The 19,808-nt window shown below is 70.3% G+C and carries 18 protein-coding genes and 1 pseudogene; 12 read left to right on the top strand and 7 right to left on the bottom strand.

Annotated features, from left to right (window positions below; all coding sequences use genetic code 11):
* Window positions 1-99 precede the first annotated feature (99 nt).
* Both LSF15_RS01885 and LSF15_RS01880 read left to right on the top strand, forming a co-directional pair.
* Complete coding sequence (locus tag LSF15_RS01885) at window positions 100-723, top strand: TRAP transporter small permease (protein ID WP_232496823.1); 624 nt, start codon at window positions 100-102, stop codon at window positions 721-723.
* 4 nt (window positions 724-727) lie between these two features.
* The gene (locus LSF15_RS01880) at window positions 728-2,044 is read left to right on the top strand and encodes a TRAP transporter large permease (protein WP_232496822.1); all 1,317 of its coding nucleotides are present in this window, start codon (window positions 728-730) and stop codon (window positions 2,042-2,044) included.
* A gap of 144 nt (window positions 2,045-2,188) precedes the next feature.
* Here LSF15_RS01880 and LSF15_RS01875 read toward each other — a convergent pair whose 3' ends face one another.
* From LSF15_RS01875 to LSF15_RS01865, 3 genes are all read right to left on the bottom strand, one after another.
* Entirely contained in the window at window positions 2,189-3,259 is a 1,071-nt protein-coding gene (locus tag LSF15_RS01875) for a LacI family DNA-binding transcriptional regulator (RefSeq protein WP_232496821.1), read from the bottom strand.
* A gap of 320 nt (window positions 3,260-3,579) precedes the next feature.
* Window positions 3,580-5,349 (bottom strand): acetyl/propionyl/methylcrotonyl-CoA carboxylase subunit alpha, encoded by a 1,770-nt coding sequence (locus LSF15_RS01870; protein ID WP_232496820.1) that lies wholly within the window; start codon window positions 5,347-5,349, stop codon window positions 3,580-3,582.
* Window positions 5,350-5,525: 176 nt separating this feature from the next.
* A complete protein-coding gene (locus LSF15_RS01865; RefSeq protein ID WP_232496819.1) occupies window positions 5,526-6,176 on the bottom strand; it encodes a Maf family protein in 651 nt (216 codons plus the stop codon).
* 46 nt (window positions 6,177-6,222) lie between these two features.
* Between LSF15_RS01865 and LSF15_RS01860 the strand changes: the two genes are divergently transcribed.
* The 4 genes and pseudogenes from LSF15_RS01860 to LSF15_RS01845 all read left to right on the top strand — a co-directional run bounded on the left by LSF15_RS01860 (window position 6,223) and on the right by LSF15_RS01845 (window position 10,557).
* Window positions 6,223-7,566, top strand: coding sequence for a class I SAM-dependent RNA methyltransferase (locus LSF15_RS01860; RefSeq protein ID WP_232496818.1), 1,344 nt, complete (start codon window positions 6,223-6,225; stop codon window positions 7,564-7,566).
* Window positions 7,567-7,573: 7 nt separating this feature from the next.
* Window positions 7,574-8,283 (top strand): annotated as a pseudogene (locus tag LSF15_RS01855) (response regulator transcription factor).
* Window positions 8,270-9,514 carry a sensor histidine kinase gene (locus tag LSF15_RS01850; protein ID WP_232496817.1) on the top strand — a complete coding sequence of 415 codons (1,245 nt, stop codon included), beginning with the start codon at window positions 8,270-8,272 and terminating at the stop codon, window positions 9,512-9,514. Before LSF15_RS01855 ends, LSF15_RS01850 begins: the two are co-directional and overlap by 14 nt.
* Window positions 9,511-10,557 carry a DUF8320 family protein gene (locus tag LSF15_RS01845; RefSeq protein ID WP_232496816.1) on the top strand — a complete coding sequence of 349 codons (1,047 nt, stop codon included), beginning with the start codon at window positions 9,511-9,513 and terminating at the stop codon, window positions 10,555-10,557. Before LSF15_RS01850 ends, LSF15_RS01845 begins: the two co-directional genes overlap by 4 nt.
* Window positions 10,558-10,781: 224 nt before the next feature.
* On the opposite strand, the gene LSF15_RS01840 is transcribed toward LSF15_RS01845, so the two are convergent.
* Together LSF15_RS01840 and LSF15_RS01835 are read right to left on the bottom strand one after the other, a co-directional pair.
* The gene (locus LSF15_RS01840; protein WP_232496815.1) at window positions 10,782-11,033 is read right to left on the bottom strand and encodes an acyl-CoA carboxylase subunit epsilon; all 252 of its coding nucleotides are present in this window, start codon (window positions 11,031-11,033) and stop codon (window positions 10,782-10,784) included.
* A gap of 10 nt (window positions 11,034-11,043) precedes the next feature.
* A complete protein-coding gene (locus LSF15_RS01835) occupies window positions 11,044-12,642 on the bottom strand; it encodes an acyl-CoA carboxylase subunit beta (RefSeq protein WP_232496814.1) in 1,599 nt (532 codons plus the stop codon).
* A 107-nt stretch (window positions 12,643-12,749) separates the two neighbouring features.
* Here LSF15_RS01835 and LSF15_RS01830 point away from each other — a divergent pair, with 107 nt between their 5' ends.
* The 3 genes from LSF15_RS01830 (at window position 12,750) to LSF15_RS01820 (ending at window position 15,154) form a co-directional block, all read left to right on the top strand.
* Entirely contained in the window at window positions 12,750-13,613 is an 864-nt protein-coding gene (locus LSF15_RS01830) for a biotin--[acetyl-CoA-carboxylase] ligase (protein ID WP_232496813.1), read from the top strand.
* A 7-nt stretch (window positions 13,614-13,620) separates the two neighbouring features.
* Window positions 13,621-14,184, top strand: coding sequence for a PH domain-containing protein (locus LSF15_RS01825; RefSeq protein ID WP_232496812.1), 564 nt, complete (start codon window positions 13,621-13,623; stop codon window positions 14,182-14,184).
* Window positions 14,185-14,320: 136 nt separating this feature from the next.
* Window positions 14,321-15,154: a DarT ssDNA thymidine ADP-ribosyltransferase family protein gene (locus tag LSF15_RS01820; protein ID WP_232496811.1), complete on the top strand. Its 834-nt coding sequence runs from the start codon at window positions 14,321-14,323 to the stop codon at window positions 15,152-15,154.
* On the opposite strand, the gene LSF15_RS01815 is transcribed toward LSF15_RS01820, so the two are convergent.
* Entirely contained in the window at window positions 15,112-15,687 is a 576-nt protein-coding gene (locus LSF15_RS01815) for a GtrA family protein (protein ID WP_232496810.1), read from the bottom strand. The genes LSF15_RS01820 and LSF15_RS01815 overlap by 43 nt on opposite strands.
* A 64-nt stretch (window positions 15,688-15,751) precedes the next feature.
* Here LSF15_RS01815 and LSF15_RS01810 point away from each other — a divergent pair, with 64 nt between their 5' ends.
* Window positions 15,752-16,903, top strand: coding sequence for a 5-(carboxyamino)imidazole ribonucleotide synthase (locus LSF15_RS01810; protein WP_308188400.1), 1,152 nt, complete (start codon window positions 15,752-15,754; stop codon window positions 16,901-16,903).
* A 262-nt stretch (window positions 16,904-17,165) separates the two neighbouring features.
* Here the strand turns inward: LSF15_RS01810 and LSF15_RS01805 are convergent, their stop codons facing one another.
* Complete coding sequence (locus LSF15_RS01805) at window positions 17,166-17,450, bottom strand: GIY-YIG nuclease family protein (protein ID WP_232496808.1); 285 nt, start codon at window positions 17,448-17,450, stop codon at window positions 17,166-17,168.
* A 523-nt stretch (window positions 17,451-17,973) separates the two neighbouring features.
* On the opposite strand from LSF15_RS01805, the gene purE reads away from it, so the two are divergent.
* Window positions 17,974-18,441: a 5-(carboxyamino)imidazole ribonucleotide mutase gene (gene purE, locus LSF15_RS01800; RefSeq protein ID WP_232496967.1), complete on the top strand. Its 468-nt coding sequence runs from the start codon at window positions 17,974-17,976 to the stop codon at window positions 18,439-18,441.
* Window positions 18,438-19,808, top strand: a complete 1,371-nt coding sequence (locus tag LSF15_RS01795; protein ID WP_232496807.1) for an LCP family protein — start codon at window positions 18,438-18,440, stop codon at window positions 19,806-19,808. The genes purE and LSF15_RS01795 overlap by 4 nt, the downstream gene beginning before the upstream one ends.

Below are 19,808 nucleotides of genomic sequence, written 5' to 3'. Positions count from 1 at the left end.
AGGGCGCCGATGGTCGATGACCACCGGCGCCCTCGCGCGAGACCGCCCGAAGGCGTGCGCACTTACGACAGCTCCCTCAGGGAACCAACGGAGGACAACGTGAACACCCAACCACTGGATCCCGGCGAGAATCCGCCGGGCGGGAATCCGCCCGCCGATGCCGAACCTTCCGATTCGGCCGGACCCGCCCGCTGGGGCGGCCTCCTCACGGTGCTCGGGTTCATTCGCCGAATCCTCGACCGAGTGCTGGCGGTGCTCTGCATCATCGCGTTCGTGGCGCTCGTCGCCATCGTCTCGTGGCAGGTCTTCACCCGCGAGATCCTCAACAACTCCGCGCCATGGACCGAGGAGGCCGCTCGCTACACCTTCATCGTGCTGGCGGTGCTGGCCGCCGCGTACGTCTTCTCGGAGCGGGGTCACATCGCGGTCGAGATGCTCGTCGAGAAGCTCCCCCTCGGCGTCCAGAAGGTGATGGGCATCGTCATCGAGCTGATCGTCATGATCTTCATCCTGCTCGTCTTCATCATCGGCGGTTCGCGCGTCGCGGAGAACGCCTGGAACCAAGACATCGCGACCCTTCCCCTGAGCGTCGGCCAGGTATACCTAGTGCTTCCGATCGCCGGGGTCATCATCCTCTTCTTCTCCCTGGCACACATCATCGGCATCCTCGCCGGAGCTGAGAAACCGGTGCCCGAATTCGACGAGAACGCAGAGGCGATCTGAGGCCATGGACACCAACACCATCATCGCCGTCGTCGTCCTGGTGGGCGGCATCGCCGTCGGCATCGCCATGGGCCTTCCCGTCGCCGTCGCCATGGGCCTGCCATCCGTGCTTGCCATCGTCATCCTGTTGGATGTCGAGGGCGCGGCACTCACCGGCGCGCAGCGCATCTTCGCCGCCAGCAATAGCTTCGCCCTGCTCGCGATCCCGTTCTTCATCCTCGCGGGCGGTCTGATGAACACCGGCGGCATCGCGTCGAGGCTTATCGACCTGGCGCTCGTGGTCGCCGGCCGGCTGCCGGCCTCGCTGGCCCAGACGACCGTCGTCGCGAACACCCTGTTCGGTACGGTGTCGGGCGCTTCGGTGGCTTCGGCCGCCGCCGTCGGCACAGTGCTGTCACCCCGGATGCGCAAGGAGGGCTACGACCCCGCGTTCGCCGCCACCGTCAACGCCGCAGCCTCGCCGACCGGTATGCTCCTTCCCCCGAGCAACACGTTCATCGTGTACTCACTGGTGTCGGGCACCTCGATCGCCGCGCTGTTCATGGCAGGTGTCGGCCCGGGGCTCCTGTGGGCGCTCGTCTGCGTCCTCATAGTGGCCCTGTACGCGCGCAAACACCCCGAACTGCGTGCCCCCGGGCCGCGGCCGACCTTGCGCCAGGCGCTCGTCGTCTTCCTGAAGGCGCTCCCCGCGTTGCTCATGATCGTCGTCGTGATCGGCGGCATCCTCGTCGGCATCTTCACCGCCACCGAGTCGGCCGTGATCGCCGTGCTCTACTCCTTCGCGCTGGGCCTCGTGCAGCGCACGCTGCCGCTGAAAGCGCTCCCGAAGATCATCCTCGAAGCTTCGAAGGTCACCGGCATCATCATGCTCCTGATCGGAGTGTCGGGAATCCTCGGCTACGTGCTCGCCTTCGCGCAGATCCCGCAGCTCGTCACCGCGGGCCTGCTCGGCCTGACCGACAATGTCGTGATCATCCTGCTCATCATCATGGTCGTGCTGCTGCTCGCGGGCACCGTCATGGATCCGACCCCGGCGATCCTGATCTTCACGCCGATCTTCCTGCCCGTGGTCACCGCCCTCGGCGTCAGCCCGATCCACTTCGGCGCGATGATGGTCTTCAACATGTGCCTCGGCAACATCTCGCCGCCGATCGGCAACAACCTCTTCGTGGCCGCCCGAGTCGGCAATGTGCGGATCGAAGCGGTGATGGGGCGCATCTGGCCGTTCTTCTGGGCGCTCTGCATCGGCCTGCTCCTCGTCACGTTCGTGCCGGCGATCTCGACCTGGTTGCCGACGACGCTCGGGTTGATGCAGCCGTGACGCTCCGCCATTGATCAGGTGACGAAGCGCGGCCGGGCAGTGATGCCCGGCCGCTCCGTCGCTGTTCGCGCGATCTCGTCGTGTGCCCGACCTCGTCGGGTGCGTCAGGCAGAACCGTCGTGCGTCAGGCAGAACCGCCGTGCGTCAGGCCGCGCGTTCGCCCGAACCTGGAGCGTTCGAGTCCCGTCGGGCGCGCGGGGCGGTCGAGGACCGCACCACCAGTTGCGCGGGCAGCCGAGTGGGACGCACCGCGCCAGGGGCGTCGGGGCGACCAGGACGAGCGGCGGCGATCTGACGCATGAGCGTGCGGACGGCCTGCCCGCCGAGGTGCGGCAGGGGTGCCGCGATGCTCGTGAGCGGCAGGTTGCTGAAGCCGGCGGCGGTGTTGTCGAAGCCGATGACGCTCACATCGTCGGGCACGCGCACACCGAGGCGCGAGAGGCCGCTCACGAAACCGACGGCGATGAAGTCGTTGAAGGCGATGACGCCGCTGGTCATCTGTTCGGCGAAGGTCGACGCCGCCGCCATGCCGGCGGCCTGGGTGGGCGCGATCGGCCCGATGCGACGCGCGCGCAGGCCGAGACGCTGTGTCTCGACCTTGAAGGAACGCCACCTCATGCCGTCGGACCACGAGGCCTCGGGGCCGGCGAGATAGGTCAGTTCCCGGTGGTCGAGCGCGGTCAGGTGCTCGACCGCCTGCCGCATGCCGTCGGCGCTGTCGGTGAGCACGCTTGCGACATCGGTCATCGCGCGGTTGAGCACGACGGTGGGACGCTGCTTGGCGGCGACCCGGATCGATGAGTCGGGGAGCAGCGAGCCGGCGAGGATCACGCCGTCGACGACGGGGATCAGGCGGTTCACCGCCGCTCGCTCGGCGTCGGCTGAGAGCCCTGCGTCGGCGACGACCAAGGTGTACCCCGCCGCGATCGCGGCGGCCTTCGCGCCTCGGATGACCTCGATGAAGAATCGGTCGGGCACGGTCGGCACGACCATCGCGAGCAGGGCGGTCTGCGAGGTCGGCAGCGCTCGGGCCACCGTGTTCGTGCGGTATCCCATCTCAGCGGCGACCCGCCGGATGCGGTCGGCGGTCTCGACGTTGACACGGCCGGGACGTGAGAAGGTGCGCGACACCGTCGAGGCTGCGACTCCGCACGCCCGGGCGACATCGTAGATCGTCGGGCTCGTCGAGTTCGATGCATCCTGCTCGTCGGCCATATGTTTCAGCGTACGTGTGTTCGATAGTTTTGGCAACCGATTGTCGGCCCGTGGGAGCGGGGGCGCGCAGGCGGCGGCGAACTTCGCCGCCCCAGCGTGATCATCTCGTTCGACCTCGCGGCCGTCGGCATTCGTGCTGGTGGGTCTCGGCATCGTCGTGCTTCGGCGCTCTCGTCCCGACCTGCCCCGCGGGTTCCGCGTGCCCGCCGCTCGCGGATCGGACTGGACCGTGTGAGCGAGGTCGACCTGCCCACGCCGCAGGGCGCGCTGTGATCTGATCGCCGCGCCGTGCGCCGCGGTTCGCGTGCGCGTGGCGAGTCTCAGGCGTCGGTGATGGCGAGCAGCAGGTGGCCGCTCGAGACGGTGGCCCCGGCCTCGGCGTTGACGGTGCCGACGACGCCGTCCTTGTGCGCGACGATGGGCTGTTCCATCTTCATGGCCTCGAGCACGAGCACCAGGTCGCCCTTGACGACCTTGTCACCCTCGGTGACCGCGACCTTCACGACCGTCGCCTGCATCGGCGCCTTCACGGCGTCGCCGGTGCCGGTGTCGACCGAGTGCGCCGCGGTGCGGCGGCGCGGAGCGGGTCCGGCGGTGCGAGTCGCGGAGGTGCCGCCGGCGAGCCGCTTCGGAAGGCTGACCTCGACGCGACGGCCGGCGACCTCGACGACCACGTTCGCGCGCGCGGCGGCACCCGACGCCTCTTCGATCTCGCCCGACCACGGCTCGAGCTGATTGTCGTACTCGGTCTCGATCCAGCGGGTGTAGATCGAGAAGGGCTCGTCGCCGTCGGGTGCGAAGGCCGGATTGCGCACGATGTCGCGGTGGAAGGGCAGTACGGTCGGCAGCCCGGCGACCTCGAACTCGTCGAGTGCACGGCGGGCGCGCTCGAGCGCGTCCTTGCGGGTCGAGCCGGTGACGATGAGCTTCGCGAGCAGCGAGTCGAATGCGCCCGAGATCTCGTCGCCCGAGGCGACGCCCGAGTCGATGCGGATGCCGGGACCGCCCGGAAAACGCAGCTGGTGCACTGGGCCGGGCGCGGGGAGGAAGTTGCGGCCCGGGTCTTCACCGTTGATGCGGAACTCGATCGAGTGGCCGGTCGCGACGGGGTCGGGGTAGTCGAGCACGCCGCCCTCGGCGAGTCGGAACTGCTCGCGCACGAGGTCGAGTCCCGTGATCTCTTCGGAGACGGGATGCTCGACCTGCAGGCGGGTGTTCACCTCGAGGAACGAGACCGTGCCGTCCTGCCCGATCAGGAACTCGCAGGTTCCGGCACCGACGTAGCCGACCTCTTTGAGGATGGCCTTGGACGCCTCGTAGAGCGCACGGTTCTGCTCGTCGGTGAGGAACGGTGCGGGCGCCTCTTCGACGAGCTTCTGGTGCCGGCGCTGCAGTGAGCAGTCGCGGGTCGAGACGACGACGACATTGCCGTGCTGGTCGGCGAGGCACTGGGTCTCGACGTGGCGCGGCTTGTCGAGGTACTTCTCGACGAAGCATTCGCCGCGGCCGAATGCCGCGACGGCCTCGCGGGTCGCCGAGTCGAACAGCTCGGGCACCTCGTCGCGGGTGCGGGCGACCTTGAGGCCGCGTCCGCCGCCGCCGAACGCGGCCTTGATCGCGACGGGCAGGCCGTGCAGGTCGACGAACTCGAGCACTTCCGAGGCGTCGGCGACCGGGTTGAGCGTGCCCGGCGCGAGCGGCGCGCCGACCTTCTCGGCCACGTGCCGTGCCGAGACCTTGTCGCCGAGGCGCTCGATGGCTTCGGGGGAGGGGCCGATCCAGATGAGGCCTGCGTCGATGACGGCCCGAGCGAAGTCGGGGTTCTCGGCGAGGAAGCCGTACCCGGGGTGCACCGCGTCGGCGCCCGAGCGGCGCGCGACCGAGAGCAGCTTGTCGATGACGAGGTAGGTCTCGGCACTCGTGACGCCATCGAGGGCGTACGCCTCGTCGGCGAGCTTGGCGTGCCGTGCGTCGCGATCCTGGTCGGCGTACACGGCGACGGAGCCGAGACCGGCGTCGCGTGCGGCGCGGATGACGCGGACGGCGATCTCGCCACGGTTGGCGATGAGGACCTTGGTGATGCGCGGCATAATCGTCAAGCCTATTGGCCGGGCCGGGCACACCTTTGGGTGACCCCCACAAAATGAACGCGAGACTCTTGAGGTCGGCGACAATCGCGTGTTGAGGAGCGTCCGACGAAGGAGGGAAGCGTCTCGAACCCGGTAGCGCGGCGGATGGGTGTCGAGACGGTCGCTTCGCTCCCTCCTCAACCCGCTTGGTCGCGACGGTTCCAGAGCGACGGCCAGTCGCCGCCGAGTTCGCGCACGAGGTCGCGCAGCGTCGAGAGCGAGAGCCCGACGACGGTCGACGGGTCGCCCTCGACGCGGCGGATGAACGGCCCTCCGAGGCTGTCGATCGTGAACGCCCCGGCGACGAGCAACGGCTCTCCGGACGCGATGTACGCGTCGATCTCGGCCTCGTCGAGTGCGGCGAAGCGCACCGTCGCGACATCCGCTCGCCCGACGGCGCCGCGCACCCGGCCGCCACGGTGGTCGATGAGCCAGTGTCCCGACCAGAGATCGCCGTGCGCGCCGTTCTGCGCGAGCCAGCGCGCCTTGGCGACCGCGGCGGTGTGCGGCTTGCCGTAGATCGACCCGTCGACGACGAACGCCGAGTCGCCGCCGAGGATGAACCCGTCGATCGGCTCACCGCCGGGCGAGGTGCCGATGAGGGCCTCGGCCTTCGCCTGGGCGAGCAACTGCACCATGTCGGGCGGCGAGAGTGGCCCGGCGACCGCCTCGCGCGCCGCCACCGCAGCCTCCTCATCGACCCCCGGCGGCACCGCGACGGGCTCGACGCCCGCGGCGCGGAGCGTCTGCAGGCGGGCGGGCGACGTGGAGGCGAGGTACAGGCGCATGTCCCCATCCTGCCCCGCTCGCGCGGCGCTGTGGAATGCTCGAACCATGGCACAGTCCCGTCGACCCCGCCGCGTCCCCCGCACCGGAGGTCGCGGCGGTACCCAGCGGCCCGAGCCGAAGCCGCCCAGCACCGATGGGCCGGTCGTGACCCTCGACGTCGAGCGCGTCGCCCACGGCGGCATCTTCGTCGCCCACCACGAGGGGCGGGTCGTGTTCGTCGCCGACGCGATCCCCGGTGAGCGCGTCGTCGCGCGCATCTTCGATCAGTCGAAGGACCGGTTCTGGCGGGCCGAGACCATCGAGGTGCTCGAGGCGTCGCCCGACCGTCGCCGGCATGTCTGGGCGGAGGCGTCGGTCGAGCGCGCTCCCGAGCACCGCGCCGGCGGCGCCGAGTTCGGCCACGTCGAGATCACCCGCCAGCGCGCGTTGAAGGCCGAGGTGCTCGTCGATGCGCTCGCGCGGTTCGGCGGTGTCGAGCGCGACGTCGTCGTCGAGCCGGTCTCCGCATCGCTCGCTCCCGACGTCGACCTCGACGCCGGCACCGGATGGCGCACTCGCGTGCGCCTGCACGTCGCCGCCGACGGCTCGGTCGGGCCGTACGCGGCCCGCAGCCACACGGTCGTCCCCGTGGCATCCCTGCCGCTCGCCGTGCCCGCCCTCACCGCCCTCGCCCCGCTCGGCGAACGGTTCGCGGGCGCTCGCGCGGTCGACCTGATCGCTCCCAGCGTCGGCGACGCCGCGCTCGTGGTCGTCGACGACGAACGGATGCCCCGTGCCCCGCGCCCGACGATCGTCGAGCGGGTCGGCGACCGTGACTTCACGCTCGACCGCGACGGCTTCTGGCAGGTGCACTCCGGCGCCGCGGCCACGCTGACGTCCGCCGTGCACGACCTGATCGATGCCGAGGGCTTCGATCCGCGCGCGGCGAACCACGACCTCTACGGGGGCGTCGGACTGCTCGCCGCCGCGGTTGGCGACCGCTTCGGCGATGCCGTGCGCATCACCTCGGTCGAGTCGGACGCCCGTGCGACCGAGCATGCCGGGGCGAACCTCGCCGACTGGGTCGGCGCCCGAGCCGTCACGGCGCGCGTCGATCGATACCTCGACGAGCTCGCGACATCCGCCGGACGCGCCGAGCTCACGCGACTCGCCGACGCGACCATCGTGCTCGATCCGCCGCGCTCGGGTGCCGGCCGCGCGGTCGTCGACCGGCTCGCCGAGTTGCGGCCGCGTCAGCTCGTCTACGTCGCCTGCGACCCTGTCGCGCTCGCGCGCGACGTCGGTCTGCTGCGGGCGCACGGCTACGAACTCGAGGCGCTGCGGGCGTTCGACCTCTTCCCGAACACGCATCACGTCGAGGCCGTCGCGCGCCTGCGCGCTATCGTGTGAGACGAACGTGAAGGGGGGCCGCGTGGCAGACGCGAACGACCGCACGGGCGAAGGCACCGCGGCGACGGTGGCGATCGTCGACGATCACGAGGCCGTCCGACTCGGGCTCCGTGCGGCGTGCGAGGCGGCGGGGTATCGCGTCATCGCGACACACCCGACGTCGTCCGCCTGCTCGGTACGCTCGACGGTCAGCGATGCGATGTGGTCGTGCTCGACCTGTCGCTCGGCGACGGCACCTCGGTGACCGAGAACGTGCGGTCGGTGCTCGCCACCGGCAGCGCCGTGCTCGTGCACAGCATCGCCGATCGCGTGGCTGCGGTGCGCGAGTCCCTCGCGGCGGGTGCGGCGGGGGTCATCCCGAAGTCATCGCCGATGTCCGACGTGATCCGCGCCATCGCGACGGTGGCCGGTGGCGGCGTGCTCAACAACGTCGAGTGGGCGAGCGCGATCGAGGCCGACAGCGATTTCGCGCGCGCACAGCTCGGGCGTCGTGAACGCGACGTGCTGCATCTCTACGCGTCGGGATTGCCCCTGAAGCTCGTGGCGTCCCAGCTCGGCATCGCCCATTCCACGGCGCGCGAGTACCTCGACCGCATCCGGGCGAAGTACGTCGAGGTCGGGCGGCCGGCGCCGACGAAGGTCGACCTGCTGCGTCGGGCCGTCGAAGACGGGATCCTCCCGGGCCTCGACACCGAGGGTGGAGATGCCCGCCGCTGAATGGCTCGTGCCGCGTATCGTGCGGCGCCGAGCCACCGTGACGAGCGGCCAGGTCGAGACGATCTTCGCGCGGGCGCTCGGGCTCTTCGGGCTCGTGTTCGGGGCGCAGACGGTGCCGCTCGCACTGCAGGAGGTCGACGCCCTCGTCCCCGGCTCGGGTGCTGCGCTGATGGCAGTGCTCTACGGGGCGATCGTCGCGCTCGCGGTGGCGACCGTCACGAAGGTCGCGGTGCGTGTCGCCTGCCTGGGCTTCGCCGCGATCTATGCCGCATCGCTCGTCACATGGCCGTTCCTCGTCGTCGACCCGGCGGCCCTCGACGATTCGCCGCCATGGCTGTACTACCTCTGCACCGTCGCGACGACGGCCGCAGCACTCGCCCTTCGGCCGCTCTGGGCGGCTGCCTACACCCTGGTCGTTCCGGCGGTCTACGGCGTGATCCGGCTCACGCCGGCCGGCGGCGAAGCCGATCCGCTGCTCGCCGTGCTCGACGCGCTCTACGCGGTCGTGCTCGGCGTGGTCGTCCTCGCGATCGTCATCATGCTGCGGCAGGCCGCCGTCGAGGTCGACACGGCGCAGGAGGCCGCGCTCGAGCGGTACGACGTGGCCGCCAGGCAGCACGCCACCGAGATCGAGCGGGTCAAGGTCGACGCGCTCGTGCACGACAGCGTGCTCACGACGCTGCTCTCGGCGGCCGCGGCGACCACCTCCGATCAGCAGTCGCTCGCCGCGCGCATGGCACGCGACGCACTGCTGCGGCTCGACGAGGCCGGCGCCACGGGCGCGAGTGCGCTCGACCAGGTGGGACTGCCGGTGCTCGTGCGCCGCCTGCGCGCCGCGTTGACGACGTTCAACACGCCGTTCATCGTGCGAGTGGTGAACGCCGGTGGCGTCGAATTGCCCGTCGACGTCGTCGACGCGCTCTACACGGCCTCGGTGCAGGCCATGGTCAACAGCCTGCAGCACGCCGACGAACCCGGGCGACGGGCTCGTCGCGAACTCCGGGTCCGCGGAGTGCGAGCCGGCGGGTGCGTGATCGAGGTCTCCGACGACGGCGTCGGCTTCGATCGCGCGGCGGTACCGGCAGAACGCCTCGGGCTGCGCGTCTCGATCGAGGAGCGCATGGCGAACGCGGGCGGCAGCGCGCGCATCGAGTCGCAGCCCGGTCGAGGCACCACCGTGACGGTGGCCTGGCCCGTGGGAGCGGCCGGCAGCGCGGGGGACGACGCATGATCACGATCCCGCGCTGGCTGCTGCTCCTGCTCGGTGCGCTCTTCTCGAGCTACCACGTCGTGCTCGGCATCTACTCGCTCGACATCCCGGTCTCGCCGTGGCCGGCCGTGGCAGCGCTCGCCGTCTACACGCTCGCCACCGTGCTGAGTCTCTGGCCGGGCAAACGGGTGCGCATGCCCGACTGGCTCGCCGCGTTCGACCTCGCCGTCGCGATCGTGCTTCCGCTGCTCGTCACGAGCCAGCTCGATCCCGACGTCGACAACGGGTACGCCACCTGGTACGCCGCGGCCGTGGGCACCCTCATGACCATCGCCGCGGCGCGCCGGCAGCTCCTCGTGGCGTGGGTGGGGGTGATCGCGCTCGCCGTGCAGACGGTCGTGTGGGCGGGGCCGCTCGCGCTCGCGGTGCTCGGCGTGATCGGCAGCATCGTCTGGGTCGCGATCGCGCACACGCTCACGAGCGCCCTGACGAGCGCCGGCCGTGAGACCCGTCGCTACGCGCAGGCGGAGCGCGAGGCTGCCGCGTGGCAGGCCGCCCAAGACGCGCACCTGTTCGAGGGCCGCATGCGGCTGAACCAGACCGAGCGGCTCGCTGCACCGATGCTGCGCCGCATCGCCGACCGCGACGGACGTCTCACCGACACGCAGCGCGACGAGTGCCGCACGCTCGAAGCCGCGATCCGCGACGAGATCAGGGGGCGGATGCTGCTGACCGACGGCGTTCGCACCGAGGTCCGGCGTGCGCGTGAGCGCGGCATCGTCGTCACGCTGCTCGACGAGGGCGGCATCGACGATCTCGACGAGGCCGCGCGCGACCGCGTGCTCTCGCACCTGGCCGAGGCGATCGCGGCATCGAACGCGGACCGCATCATCGCGCGCACCGCGGCCGCCACCTCACCCGCGGCGGTCACCGTGGTCGGGTTGGTCGACCCGTCCGACGACGCTACCGAGACCGACGAGGCCGAGGTCGAGCTCTGGCTCGAGATCCCGCGCGTGCATGTACCCGGCGATGCCGAGGCGACGTCGGCGAAGGCGGGGGAATGAGAGAGGGGGACCGATCCCCGATCGGTCCCCCATCAAGCCCGAGCCACGGCGACAACCCGAATATCGCCTTGGCTCGCCCCCAACAGCCACCGGTACCCGACCGGCGGCGGTGGCGACTCACAAGGAGCCTGCATGACCATCATGCAGCGCGCGGTGCGCGCGCGCCTAGTCAGCATTTCGGGGGACACGCGGGTCCCCCTCGCACGGGCGTGCGCAACAGGGGGTCAGCGACCGGAGCGCACCCAGCGACCGGGTCCGACCTCGATCGGCCGGCGCATCGCGCCGCTGCTGCGCACCCACGGGGCGCGACCGGGTTCATCGACGGATGCCGCGACGGCGGCGGCCTCGTCGACGGACGCGAGGATCACCGCGGTGACGGCGGCGGCCTCCTCGTGGCCGATGTTCCGGCTGATGATGCGCAGGTCGGCTGAGCGCTGATCGGCGCCGGGCTCTGGAGTCTCGCTCGGGTCTGACACGTCGGGCTCCTTAAAGCGGGATGTTCCCGTGCTTCTTCTGCGGCAGGCTCGCACGCTTGGTGCGCAGGTTGCGCAGCGCCTTGACCACGGCCACGCGGGTGGCGGCCGGCTCGATGACGCCGTCGAGCTCGCCGCGTTCCGCCGCGAGGAACGGCGATGCGACGTTGTAGGTGTACTCGTTCGCGAGCTTCGTGCGCACCGCGGCCACGTCTTCGCCGGCGTCTTCGGCGCGCTTGATCTCACCGCGGTACAGGATGTTCACCGCACCCTGGCCGCCCATGACCGCGATCTCGGCGGTCGGCCACGCGAGGTTGATGTCGGCGCCCAGCTGCTTCGAGCCCATCACGATGTAGGCGCCGCCGTAGGCCTTGCGGGTGATGACGGTGACGAGCGGCACGGTCGCCTCGGCGTATGCGTAGAGCAGCTTCGCGCCGCGGCGGATGACGCCGGTCCATTCCTGGTCGGTGCCGGGCAGGTAGCCGGGCACGTCGACGAGCGTGAGGATCGGCAGCGAGAACGCGTCGCAGAACCGCACGAACCGGCTCGCCTTCTCGCCGGCGGCGATGTTGAGCGTGCCGGCCATCTGGCTCGGCTGGTTGGCGATGATGCCCACCGATCGGCCCTCGATGCGGGCGAAGCCCACCACGATGTTCGGCGCGAACAGCGGCTGCACCTCGAGGAAGTCGCCGTGGTCGACGATGCCCTCGATGACCGAGTGCATGTCGTACGGCTGGTTCGGCGAATCGGGGATGACCGTGTTCAGTCGACGGTCGTCGTCGGTGATCTCGAGCTCGACCTCCGAGTCGAACACCGGGGCATCCGTCATGTTGTTGTCGGGCAGGAACGAGACGAGCGTGCGCGCGTAATCGAGCGCGTCGGACTCGTCGCTCGCGAGGTAGTGCGCGACACCCGAGATCGTGTTGTGGGTGAGCGCCCCGCCGAGCTCCTCCATGCCGACGTCTTCGCCCGTGACGGTCTTGATGACGTCGGGGCCGGTGACGAACATCTGGCTCGTCTTGTCGACCATGATCACGAAGTCGGTGAGCGCGGGGGAGTACACGGCGCCACCGGCGGCCGGGCCGCACACGATCGAGATCTGCGGGATGACCCCTGAGGCCGCGGTGTTGCGGCGGAAGATCTCGCCGTACTTGCCGAGCGCGACCACACCCTCTTGAATGCGCGCGCCGCCCGAGTCGAGGATGCCGATGATCGGCACGCCGATCTTGAGCGCGAGCTCCATGACCTTGATGATCTTCTCGCCCGCGACCTCGCCGAGCGACCCGCCGAAGATCGTGAAGTCCTGCGAGTACACGGCGACCTGGCGGCCGTGGATGGTGCCGGTGCCGGTGACGACGGCGTCGCCGTAGGGGCGCTTGGACTCCATGCCGAACGCGTGCGTGCGGTGACGCACGAACTCGTCGAGCTCGACGAACGAGCCGGGGTCGAGCAGCTCGGCGATGCGCTCGCGGGCCGTCATCTTGCCCTTGGCGTGCTGCTTCTCGATCGCCGCCTCGCCGCTCGCCGTCACCGCTTCGTGGTAGCGCAGCTTGAGGTCGGCGAGTTTGCCGGCGGTCGTGGAGAGGTCGGGGCCGTCAGTCGCTTCGGTCACGCCGTTCACTCTACCGGCGAGGATCCGGCCCGCTTCGTTGAGGGATTCCACAAAGGCGGCCCGGCCATTCGTGATGTCCTGTCGCTCCTGCTGGGTAGGGTGATGCCATGGAATGGCAGCGATCGCGCGCGGCGGTGCCGCGCTTCGAGTTCCTGACCGAGGCGGGATCGACGAACGACGAACTGCGCGAGGCGGCGAGCGGTGCGGATGCCGCATCCTGGCCCCACGGCTCGGTCATCGTCACCGACAACCAGACGCACGGCCGCGGCCGGCTCGGTCGCAGCTGGCTCGCGCCGACGGGCAAGACCCTCGCGATCTCGCTGCTGCTGCGCCCCGAGTCGCCCGAAGGCGAGCCGTTCGCGGCCGACGCCTACGGGTGGATTCCGCTCATCGCCGGTGCCGCCATGACCGAGGCCGTTCGGCGAGCGGTCGACGCGGCATCCGCACTCGACGACGATCGCGACGACGACGACGAGAGCGGCGGTCTCGAGGTCGAGCTCAAGTGGCCGAACGACGTGCTGGTCTCGGGCTTCAAGATCTGCGGCATCCTCTCCGAGCTGCTGCCCCCCTCGACGGGGGCGGCGACCGGTGCGGTCGTGGTGGGCGCGGGCCTCAACCTCACGCTCGACGAGCACGACCTGCCGACCCTCACGTCGACCTCGCTGCTGCTCGCGACCGGCCGGGCACCCGACGCCGACGCGGTGCTCGCCGACTACCTCGCGGGATTCCTCGAGCTGTTCCGCGTCTTCGCCGAGGCGGGCGGCGATGCCGTCGCGAGCGGGATCGACCGCCGGGTGAGCGCCCTCTGCGGCACCCTCGGCAGCGATGTGCGCGTGGAGCTCCCCGGCGAGCGTGAGCTGCTCGGCCGTGCCGAGCGACTCGATCGCGACGGCCGGCTCATCGTCGTCGATCGCGAGAACGGCGAGCCGCAGGCCGTCGCCGCCGGAGACGTGACCCATCTGAGGTATTAATGAGCGTATGACGAGTGCCTCGACGCCCGGCCCGGCCGCGCCGCCCGCGCATCCGGCGGAGCGGGTCGTCGCTCGCGTGCGCCGTCATGCCCGGGTCCTGATCCTGCCCGCACTGCTGCTCATCCTCGTGGCCGGGGCGACCACCTACGCCGTCGGCATCCTCGGCGAGGCGTGGCAGCAGCTCACGGCGGTCGGTGCGGCGTTGTTCGTGGTGCTGCTCGGCTGCCTGCTGCCGTTCCTCGCCTGGCTCACGCGTCGCGCGACGATCACCACGCGCCGGCTCATCCTGCGCAGCGGCATCTTCGTGCGCGTGCGCGAAGAGGTGCTGCACAACCGCGCCAACGACGTGACCGTGCGGCGCACGTGGGGCCAAGGCGCGTTCGGCTCGGGCGACGTGCGCATCGACATCGGCCGCGAGCGCCCCGTGGTGCTGAAAGACGTGCCCAAGCCCGACCTCGTGCAGGCGGCCCTGCACGAACTCATCGAAGACGCGCACGCCACGTTCACCGAGCGGCACCGCGCATCGCAGCAGATCATCGACGGCGACACGGTCGCATGGGGCCGCCGCTGACGCGTGCGGTCGCAGCCCGGCCCGAGCGGCGGGCCGATCCGCCGGGTCGCACGCCCAGCGGGCCCCCGGCCTGAGCGCGTAGTGTGGTGGGTTGGGCTCGCGCATCCCGAGCGCGTCCCACGATGAAGGGTTCCACTTGGCCGACGAATGCATCCACGGTTTCGAAGACGGCATGTGCGCCATCTGCTTCCCGCCCAAGGAGCCGGCGCCGAAACCCGTCGCCGCCCCGAAGCCGCGCGGATCTCGCGCGGGTGTCCGCGCCGCTCGGCCGGCCGCGCGGGTTCCTGGCGCGCCGCACCCTTCGGCCGACGCGGCGATCGACGCCAAGGCGATGCGCATCTACCATGTCACCCACCTCGACAACCTCGGCCGGATCCTCGGGTCCGGTGCGCTCCTCGCCGACGCCGCCGACCCGGGCGCGCGACCCGAGGTCGACATCGCCGCTCCAGCGGCACGTGAGTTCCGCCGGGCGGCGGAGGTCAGCGGCACCGACGCGGTCGTCGCCGACTACGTGCCGTTCCTGCTCACTCCCGACGCCCACGTCTGGGACGCGGTGCGCACCACGACCCCCGACCCCCGACTCGACGCCGCGGCCGTCGAGCGACCCGCCGCCGACTACGTCATCTTCGTGAGCTCGGTCGGCGTCGCGCTCGGTGCACGCACCGAGGTGCTCGGCGAGGTGGTGCTCAGTGACGCCGACGCGGCCGTCGCCGGTGCCCGCACCGCGGCCGAATGGCCCGAGATCGAGCGGATGCTCCGTCGCCTCGCACGTGACGACGACGGGTCGGCGATCGCCTCGGCGGAGTTGCTCGTACGCGAGGCGCTGCCGATCGAACGGGTCTCGCTCATCGCCGTCTCGAACGAGAAGGTCCGCGATCGCGTCCGCGACGCGCTGCGCGCCGTGGGTCTGCGTACCCGCGTCGCGGTCTACCCGCCGTGGTTCCTGCCGGGCACCGACGCCGCCGAGTGACGTTCGGCGGCGGGCTCCTCGAAGAGCGTGCGCTGCGCCTCTTCGACGCGCGCGAGGTTCGACAGCCCGTCGGCCCGGTGGTGGCCGAAGACCCAGTAGCGGTACAGCACGAAGCGGAACGCGGTGCCGAGCGCGAGTCCCACGACGTTCGTCGAGATGTTGTCGGCGACGAGGCTCGTGTATCCGAGCAGGTGATGACTGACCCAGAGGCAGATGAGCGCGATCGCCATGCCGCCGAGCGACACGATGACGTACTCGGCGAACTCGCGGAAGTAGTTGCGCCGACGATGCTTCCGGAAGGTCCAGTAGCGGTTTCCGAGCCAGTTGAAGATGATCGCGACGCTCGTCGAGATGACCTTGGCGCCGATCGCGGACTGGGCCCAGTTGTCGTCGCCGAAGACGCCGAGCCGCAGCAGGTTGAAGAGCGTCACGTCGATGACGAGGCCGATGAGCCCCACGATGCCGAACTTCACGGCGTATGCGAGCAGGCCGTTCCACAGTCGAGAGGCGACGCTCGCGAGGGTCGTGGACACCGGGACATCCTATGCCGTGCCGCCCGGCCTAGACTGAATCCGGCGCCGCATTCGGCGCCGAACGGTGGCGAATGGGGTACCTGAGGTGCGGGTCGGTGTGATCGGCGGCGGACAGCTGGCTCGAATGATGATTCCCGCGGCGATCGAGCTCGGGGTCGAACTGCGGGTGCTCGCCGAGCAGGGCGGCATGTCGGCCGAGCTCGCTGCCGACCGGGTCGGCGACTACACCGACACGGCGACGGTGCTCGACTTCGCGCGCGGTGTCGACGTGATCACCTTCGACCACGAGCACGTGCCGCAGGACGTGCTGCACGCGCTCGTCGACGCGGGGGTGCGCGTGCACCCCGGGCCCGACGCGCTGCGCTTCGCCCAAGACAAGCTGCTCATGCGCGAGCGGCTCTCCGAGCTCGGCCTGCCCGTGCCCGACTGGGCCAGGGTCGAGACGCTCGGCGAGCTCGACGACTTCATCGCCGGTCACGGGGGAGCGGCGGTCGTGAAGACCCCGCGCGGCGGGTACGACGGCAAGGGCGTCCGCGTGGTGCGCAGCGGCGCTGAGGTGGCCGAGTGGTTCGCCACGATCGCAGAAGACGGCCGGTCGGGCGCCTTGCTCGTCGAGGAGCTCGTGGACTTCCGGCGTGAACTCGCGCAGCTCGTCGCGCGTCGGCCGAGCGGCGAGGTCGCCGCCTGGCCGGTCGTCGAGACGCTGCAGGTCGGCGGCGTGTGCAGCGAGGTCATCGCGCCCGCGCCGCGGTCGGCCGGCAAGCTCGCCGACGTCGCGGCCGATGTCGCACTCACGATCGCCGAGGGACTCGGCGTCACCGGGGTACTGGCGGTCGAGCTCTTCGAGACCACCGACGACCGCATCCTCGTCAACGAACTCGCCATGCGACCCCACAACAGCGGGCACTGGTCGATGGACGGGTCGACGACCGGTCAGTTCGAACAGCATCTCCGTGCGGTGCTCGACCTGCCGCTCGGCGGCACGGGCAGCTACGGCGAATGGTCGGTCATGGTCAACGTGCTCGGCGGCCCCGTCGAGGGGTCGCTCACCGATCGCTACGCCGAGGCGATGGCGGGACATCCGACCGTGAAGGTGCACAACTACGGCAAGGCGCCGCGACCCGGCCGCAAGATCGGCCACGTCACGGCCACCGGCGACGATCTCGACATGGTCGTCTACGAGGCGCGGGCCGCGGCGGCGTTCTTCCAGGACTGACCCACGAGGTGGGTTGAGGAGCGACGTAGAACGTGGGTTGAGGAGCGACGTAGGAGCGTCTCGAAACCTCGTGGGTTGAGGAGCGACGCAGAACGTGGGTTGAGGAGCGACGTAGAACGTGGGTTGAGGAGCGACGTAGGAGCGTCTCGAAACCTCGTGGGTTGAGGAGCGACGTAGGAGCGTCTCGAAACCTCGTGGGTTGAGGAGCGACGCAGAACGTGGGTTGAGGAGCGACGTAGGAGCGTCTCGAAACCCGGGTGCCCTAACCCCGTCGCGCACGGCTGCTCAGCCGGGCGAGCTTTGCCGTCTCGCCGCTGATGAGCGCCTCGCGTTTGCGCCGGCTCCATCCCTGCACCTGCTTCTCGCGGGCGTACGCATCATCGATGCGGCCGTACTCCTCGACGTAGACGAGTTCAACGGGGAGCCGCGTGCTCGTGTACGAGCGGACGGCGCCGGCTGCATGCTGTTCGAGCCTTCGTTCGAGGTGACGGGTGCTCCCGACGTAGTAGCTCGCATCACTGCATCGAAGGATGTACATGTGGGCCATGAATCGAGTCTGCGCATCGCTGCGCTCGCGCCGGCGCGTCGCGTTCGATTGGTGGATCAGGGTGGTTGGGGTGAACGTGGGGAGGAGGAGTTGAGGACCGGAGCTTCGAGATGCTCGCAGTCTTCGACCCGCGAGGGTTTCGAGACGCTCCTGCGTCGCTCCTCAACCCACGCTCCTGCGTCGCGCCTCGACCCGCGAGGGTTTCGAGACGCTCCTGCGTCGCTCCTCAACCCACGACCCGCGTCGCGCCTCGACCCGCGAGGGTTTCGAGACGCTCCTGCGTCGCTCCTCAACCCACGTCCCGGGTCGCGCCTCGACCCGCGAGGGTTTCGAGACGCTCCTGCGTCGCTCCTCAACCCACGTCCTGCGTCGCTCCTCAACCCACGACCCGCGTCGCGCCTCGACCCACGCCTTGCGTAGCTGCTACCTCCGTGTGCGGCGGGGCTGCGGCGATCTCACAGCGCCCGGCCGTACACTCGATCAAGTGACTGAGACGAACACCAGCCCGCTCGTCGGCGTCGTCATGGGTTCCGACTCCGACTGGAACGTCATGAGCGAGGCCTCGGCCCTGCTCGACGAGTTCGGGGTCGCCCACGAGGTCGAGGTCCTCTCGGCGCACCGCACGCCCGAGAAGATGATCGCCTACGGCAAGCAGGCGTCCGCGCGCGGCCTCAAGGTCATCATCGCCGGCGCCGGCGGCGCCGCCCACCTGCCCGGCATGCTGGCCTCGGTCACGACCCTGCCGGTCGTGGGCGTCCCCGTGCCGCTCTCGCGCCTCGACGGGCTCGACTCGCTGCTCTCGATCGTGCAGATGCCCGCCGGGGTGCCCGTCGCGACCGTGTCGATCGGCGGCGCGAAGAACGCCGGCCTCATCGCGGTGAAGATCCTCGCGACCGCCGACGCGTCGCTCACCGACGCGCTCGCCGCCTATGCCAGCGACCTCGCGGCCCTCGTCGAGCAGAAGAACGAACGGCTGAAGCACTCCCGATGAGCCTCGCCGCCAGCCCGATCCGCTACCCCGACGTCGCCTCACGGTCGCTGATGACCCGTCGCGGGTGGTGGCTCGTCGTGCTCAACTTCCTGATCCCCGGTTCACCGCAGGTGCTGGCCGGCAGTCGTCGGCTGGGCAGGTTCGGGCTCGGCGCCACGCTCGTGCTCTGGGTGCTCGCCGTCGTCACGCTCGTGGTGTGGCTGCTCTGGCCCGCCGTGGTACTCACCGTGGTCTCGATGTCGTGGACGCTGTGGATCGTCGCCGCACTCCTCGCGTTCTATGCGGTGGTGTGGGTCATCCTCACGCTCGACACGCTGCGCCTGGTGCGCATCGTGAAGACGGCGCCGTCGGCGCGCGGGTGGATCGCCGGACTCACCACCCTCGTGCTGGTCGTGCTCTCGGGCTCGGCCGCCTACGGCGCCTATCTCGCCACGACCGCGAGCGGGTTCCTCAACTCGGTGTTCATCGCGGGCCCCACCGAGCCGCCCGTCGACGGGCGATACAACATCCTGTTGCTCGGCGGCGACTCGGGGCCCGACCGCGAGGGCATGCGACCCGACAGCATGTCGGTCATCTCGATCGACGCCGACACCGGGCAGGCGGTGACCATCGGCCTGCCGCGCGATCTCGAGTACGTGCCGTTCCCCGCGGACTCGCCGCTCGCCGCCGTCTACCCCGAGGGTTACGGGGCCATCGACGGCTGCAACGTCGACGTCTGCCTGCTGAACTCGATCTACACCGAGGTCGAGCTGAAGAGCCCCGAGATGTACCCGAACGCCGTCGACGAGGGCTCCGAGCCCGGCATCGAGGGCATGCGCGACGCGGCCGAGGGCATCACCGGGCTCGAGATCCAGTACTACGTGCTCATCGACATGCAGGGCTTCGAGCAGCTCATCAACGCGCTCGGCGGCGTCGACATCAACGTTGAGACGCGCATCCCGATCGGCGGCGACGAAGACAACAACAACGTCGACGGGTGGATCGAACCGGGCCAGCAGCACCTCAACGGCTATCACGCGCTGTGGTACGGCCGTGCGCGCTACGGCGTCGCAGGCGGCGATTACGAGCGGATGGCCCGCCAGCGAGTGCTGCAGGAGGCGATCCTCACCCAATTCACGCCGACGAACGTGCTCGGCAAGTTCCAGGAGGTCGCGAGCGCGGGCGCCGACACGGTGAAGACCGACATCCCGCAGTCGATGCTCGGCTATTTCGCGAGCCTCGCGATGAAGACGAAGGAACTGCCCATGACGCATGTCGAGCTCGTGCCCGACAACGGCGTCGATCCCACGGATCCCGACTGGGAGTACATCGCGTCGCTCATCGATGCGGCGCTCGCGCCCCCGGCGACCGAGGAACCGGCCGGCTGA

The organism is Agromyces humatus (genome assembly GCF_021228295.1).
Lineage (GTDB): Bacteria > Actinomycetota > Actinomycetes > Actinomycetales > Microbacteriaceae > Agromyces > Agromyces humatus.
Note: the sequence above shows the minus strand (reverse complement) of the source record. Positions and strands in the feature narration are given on the sequence as shown.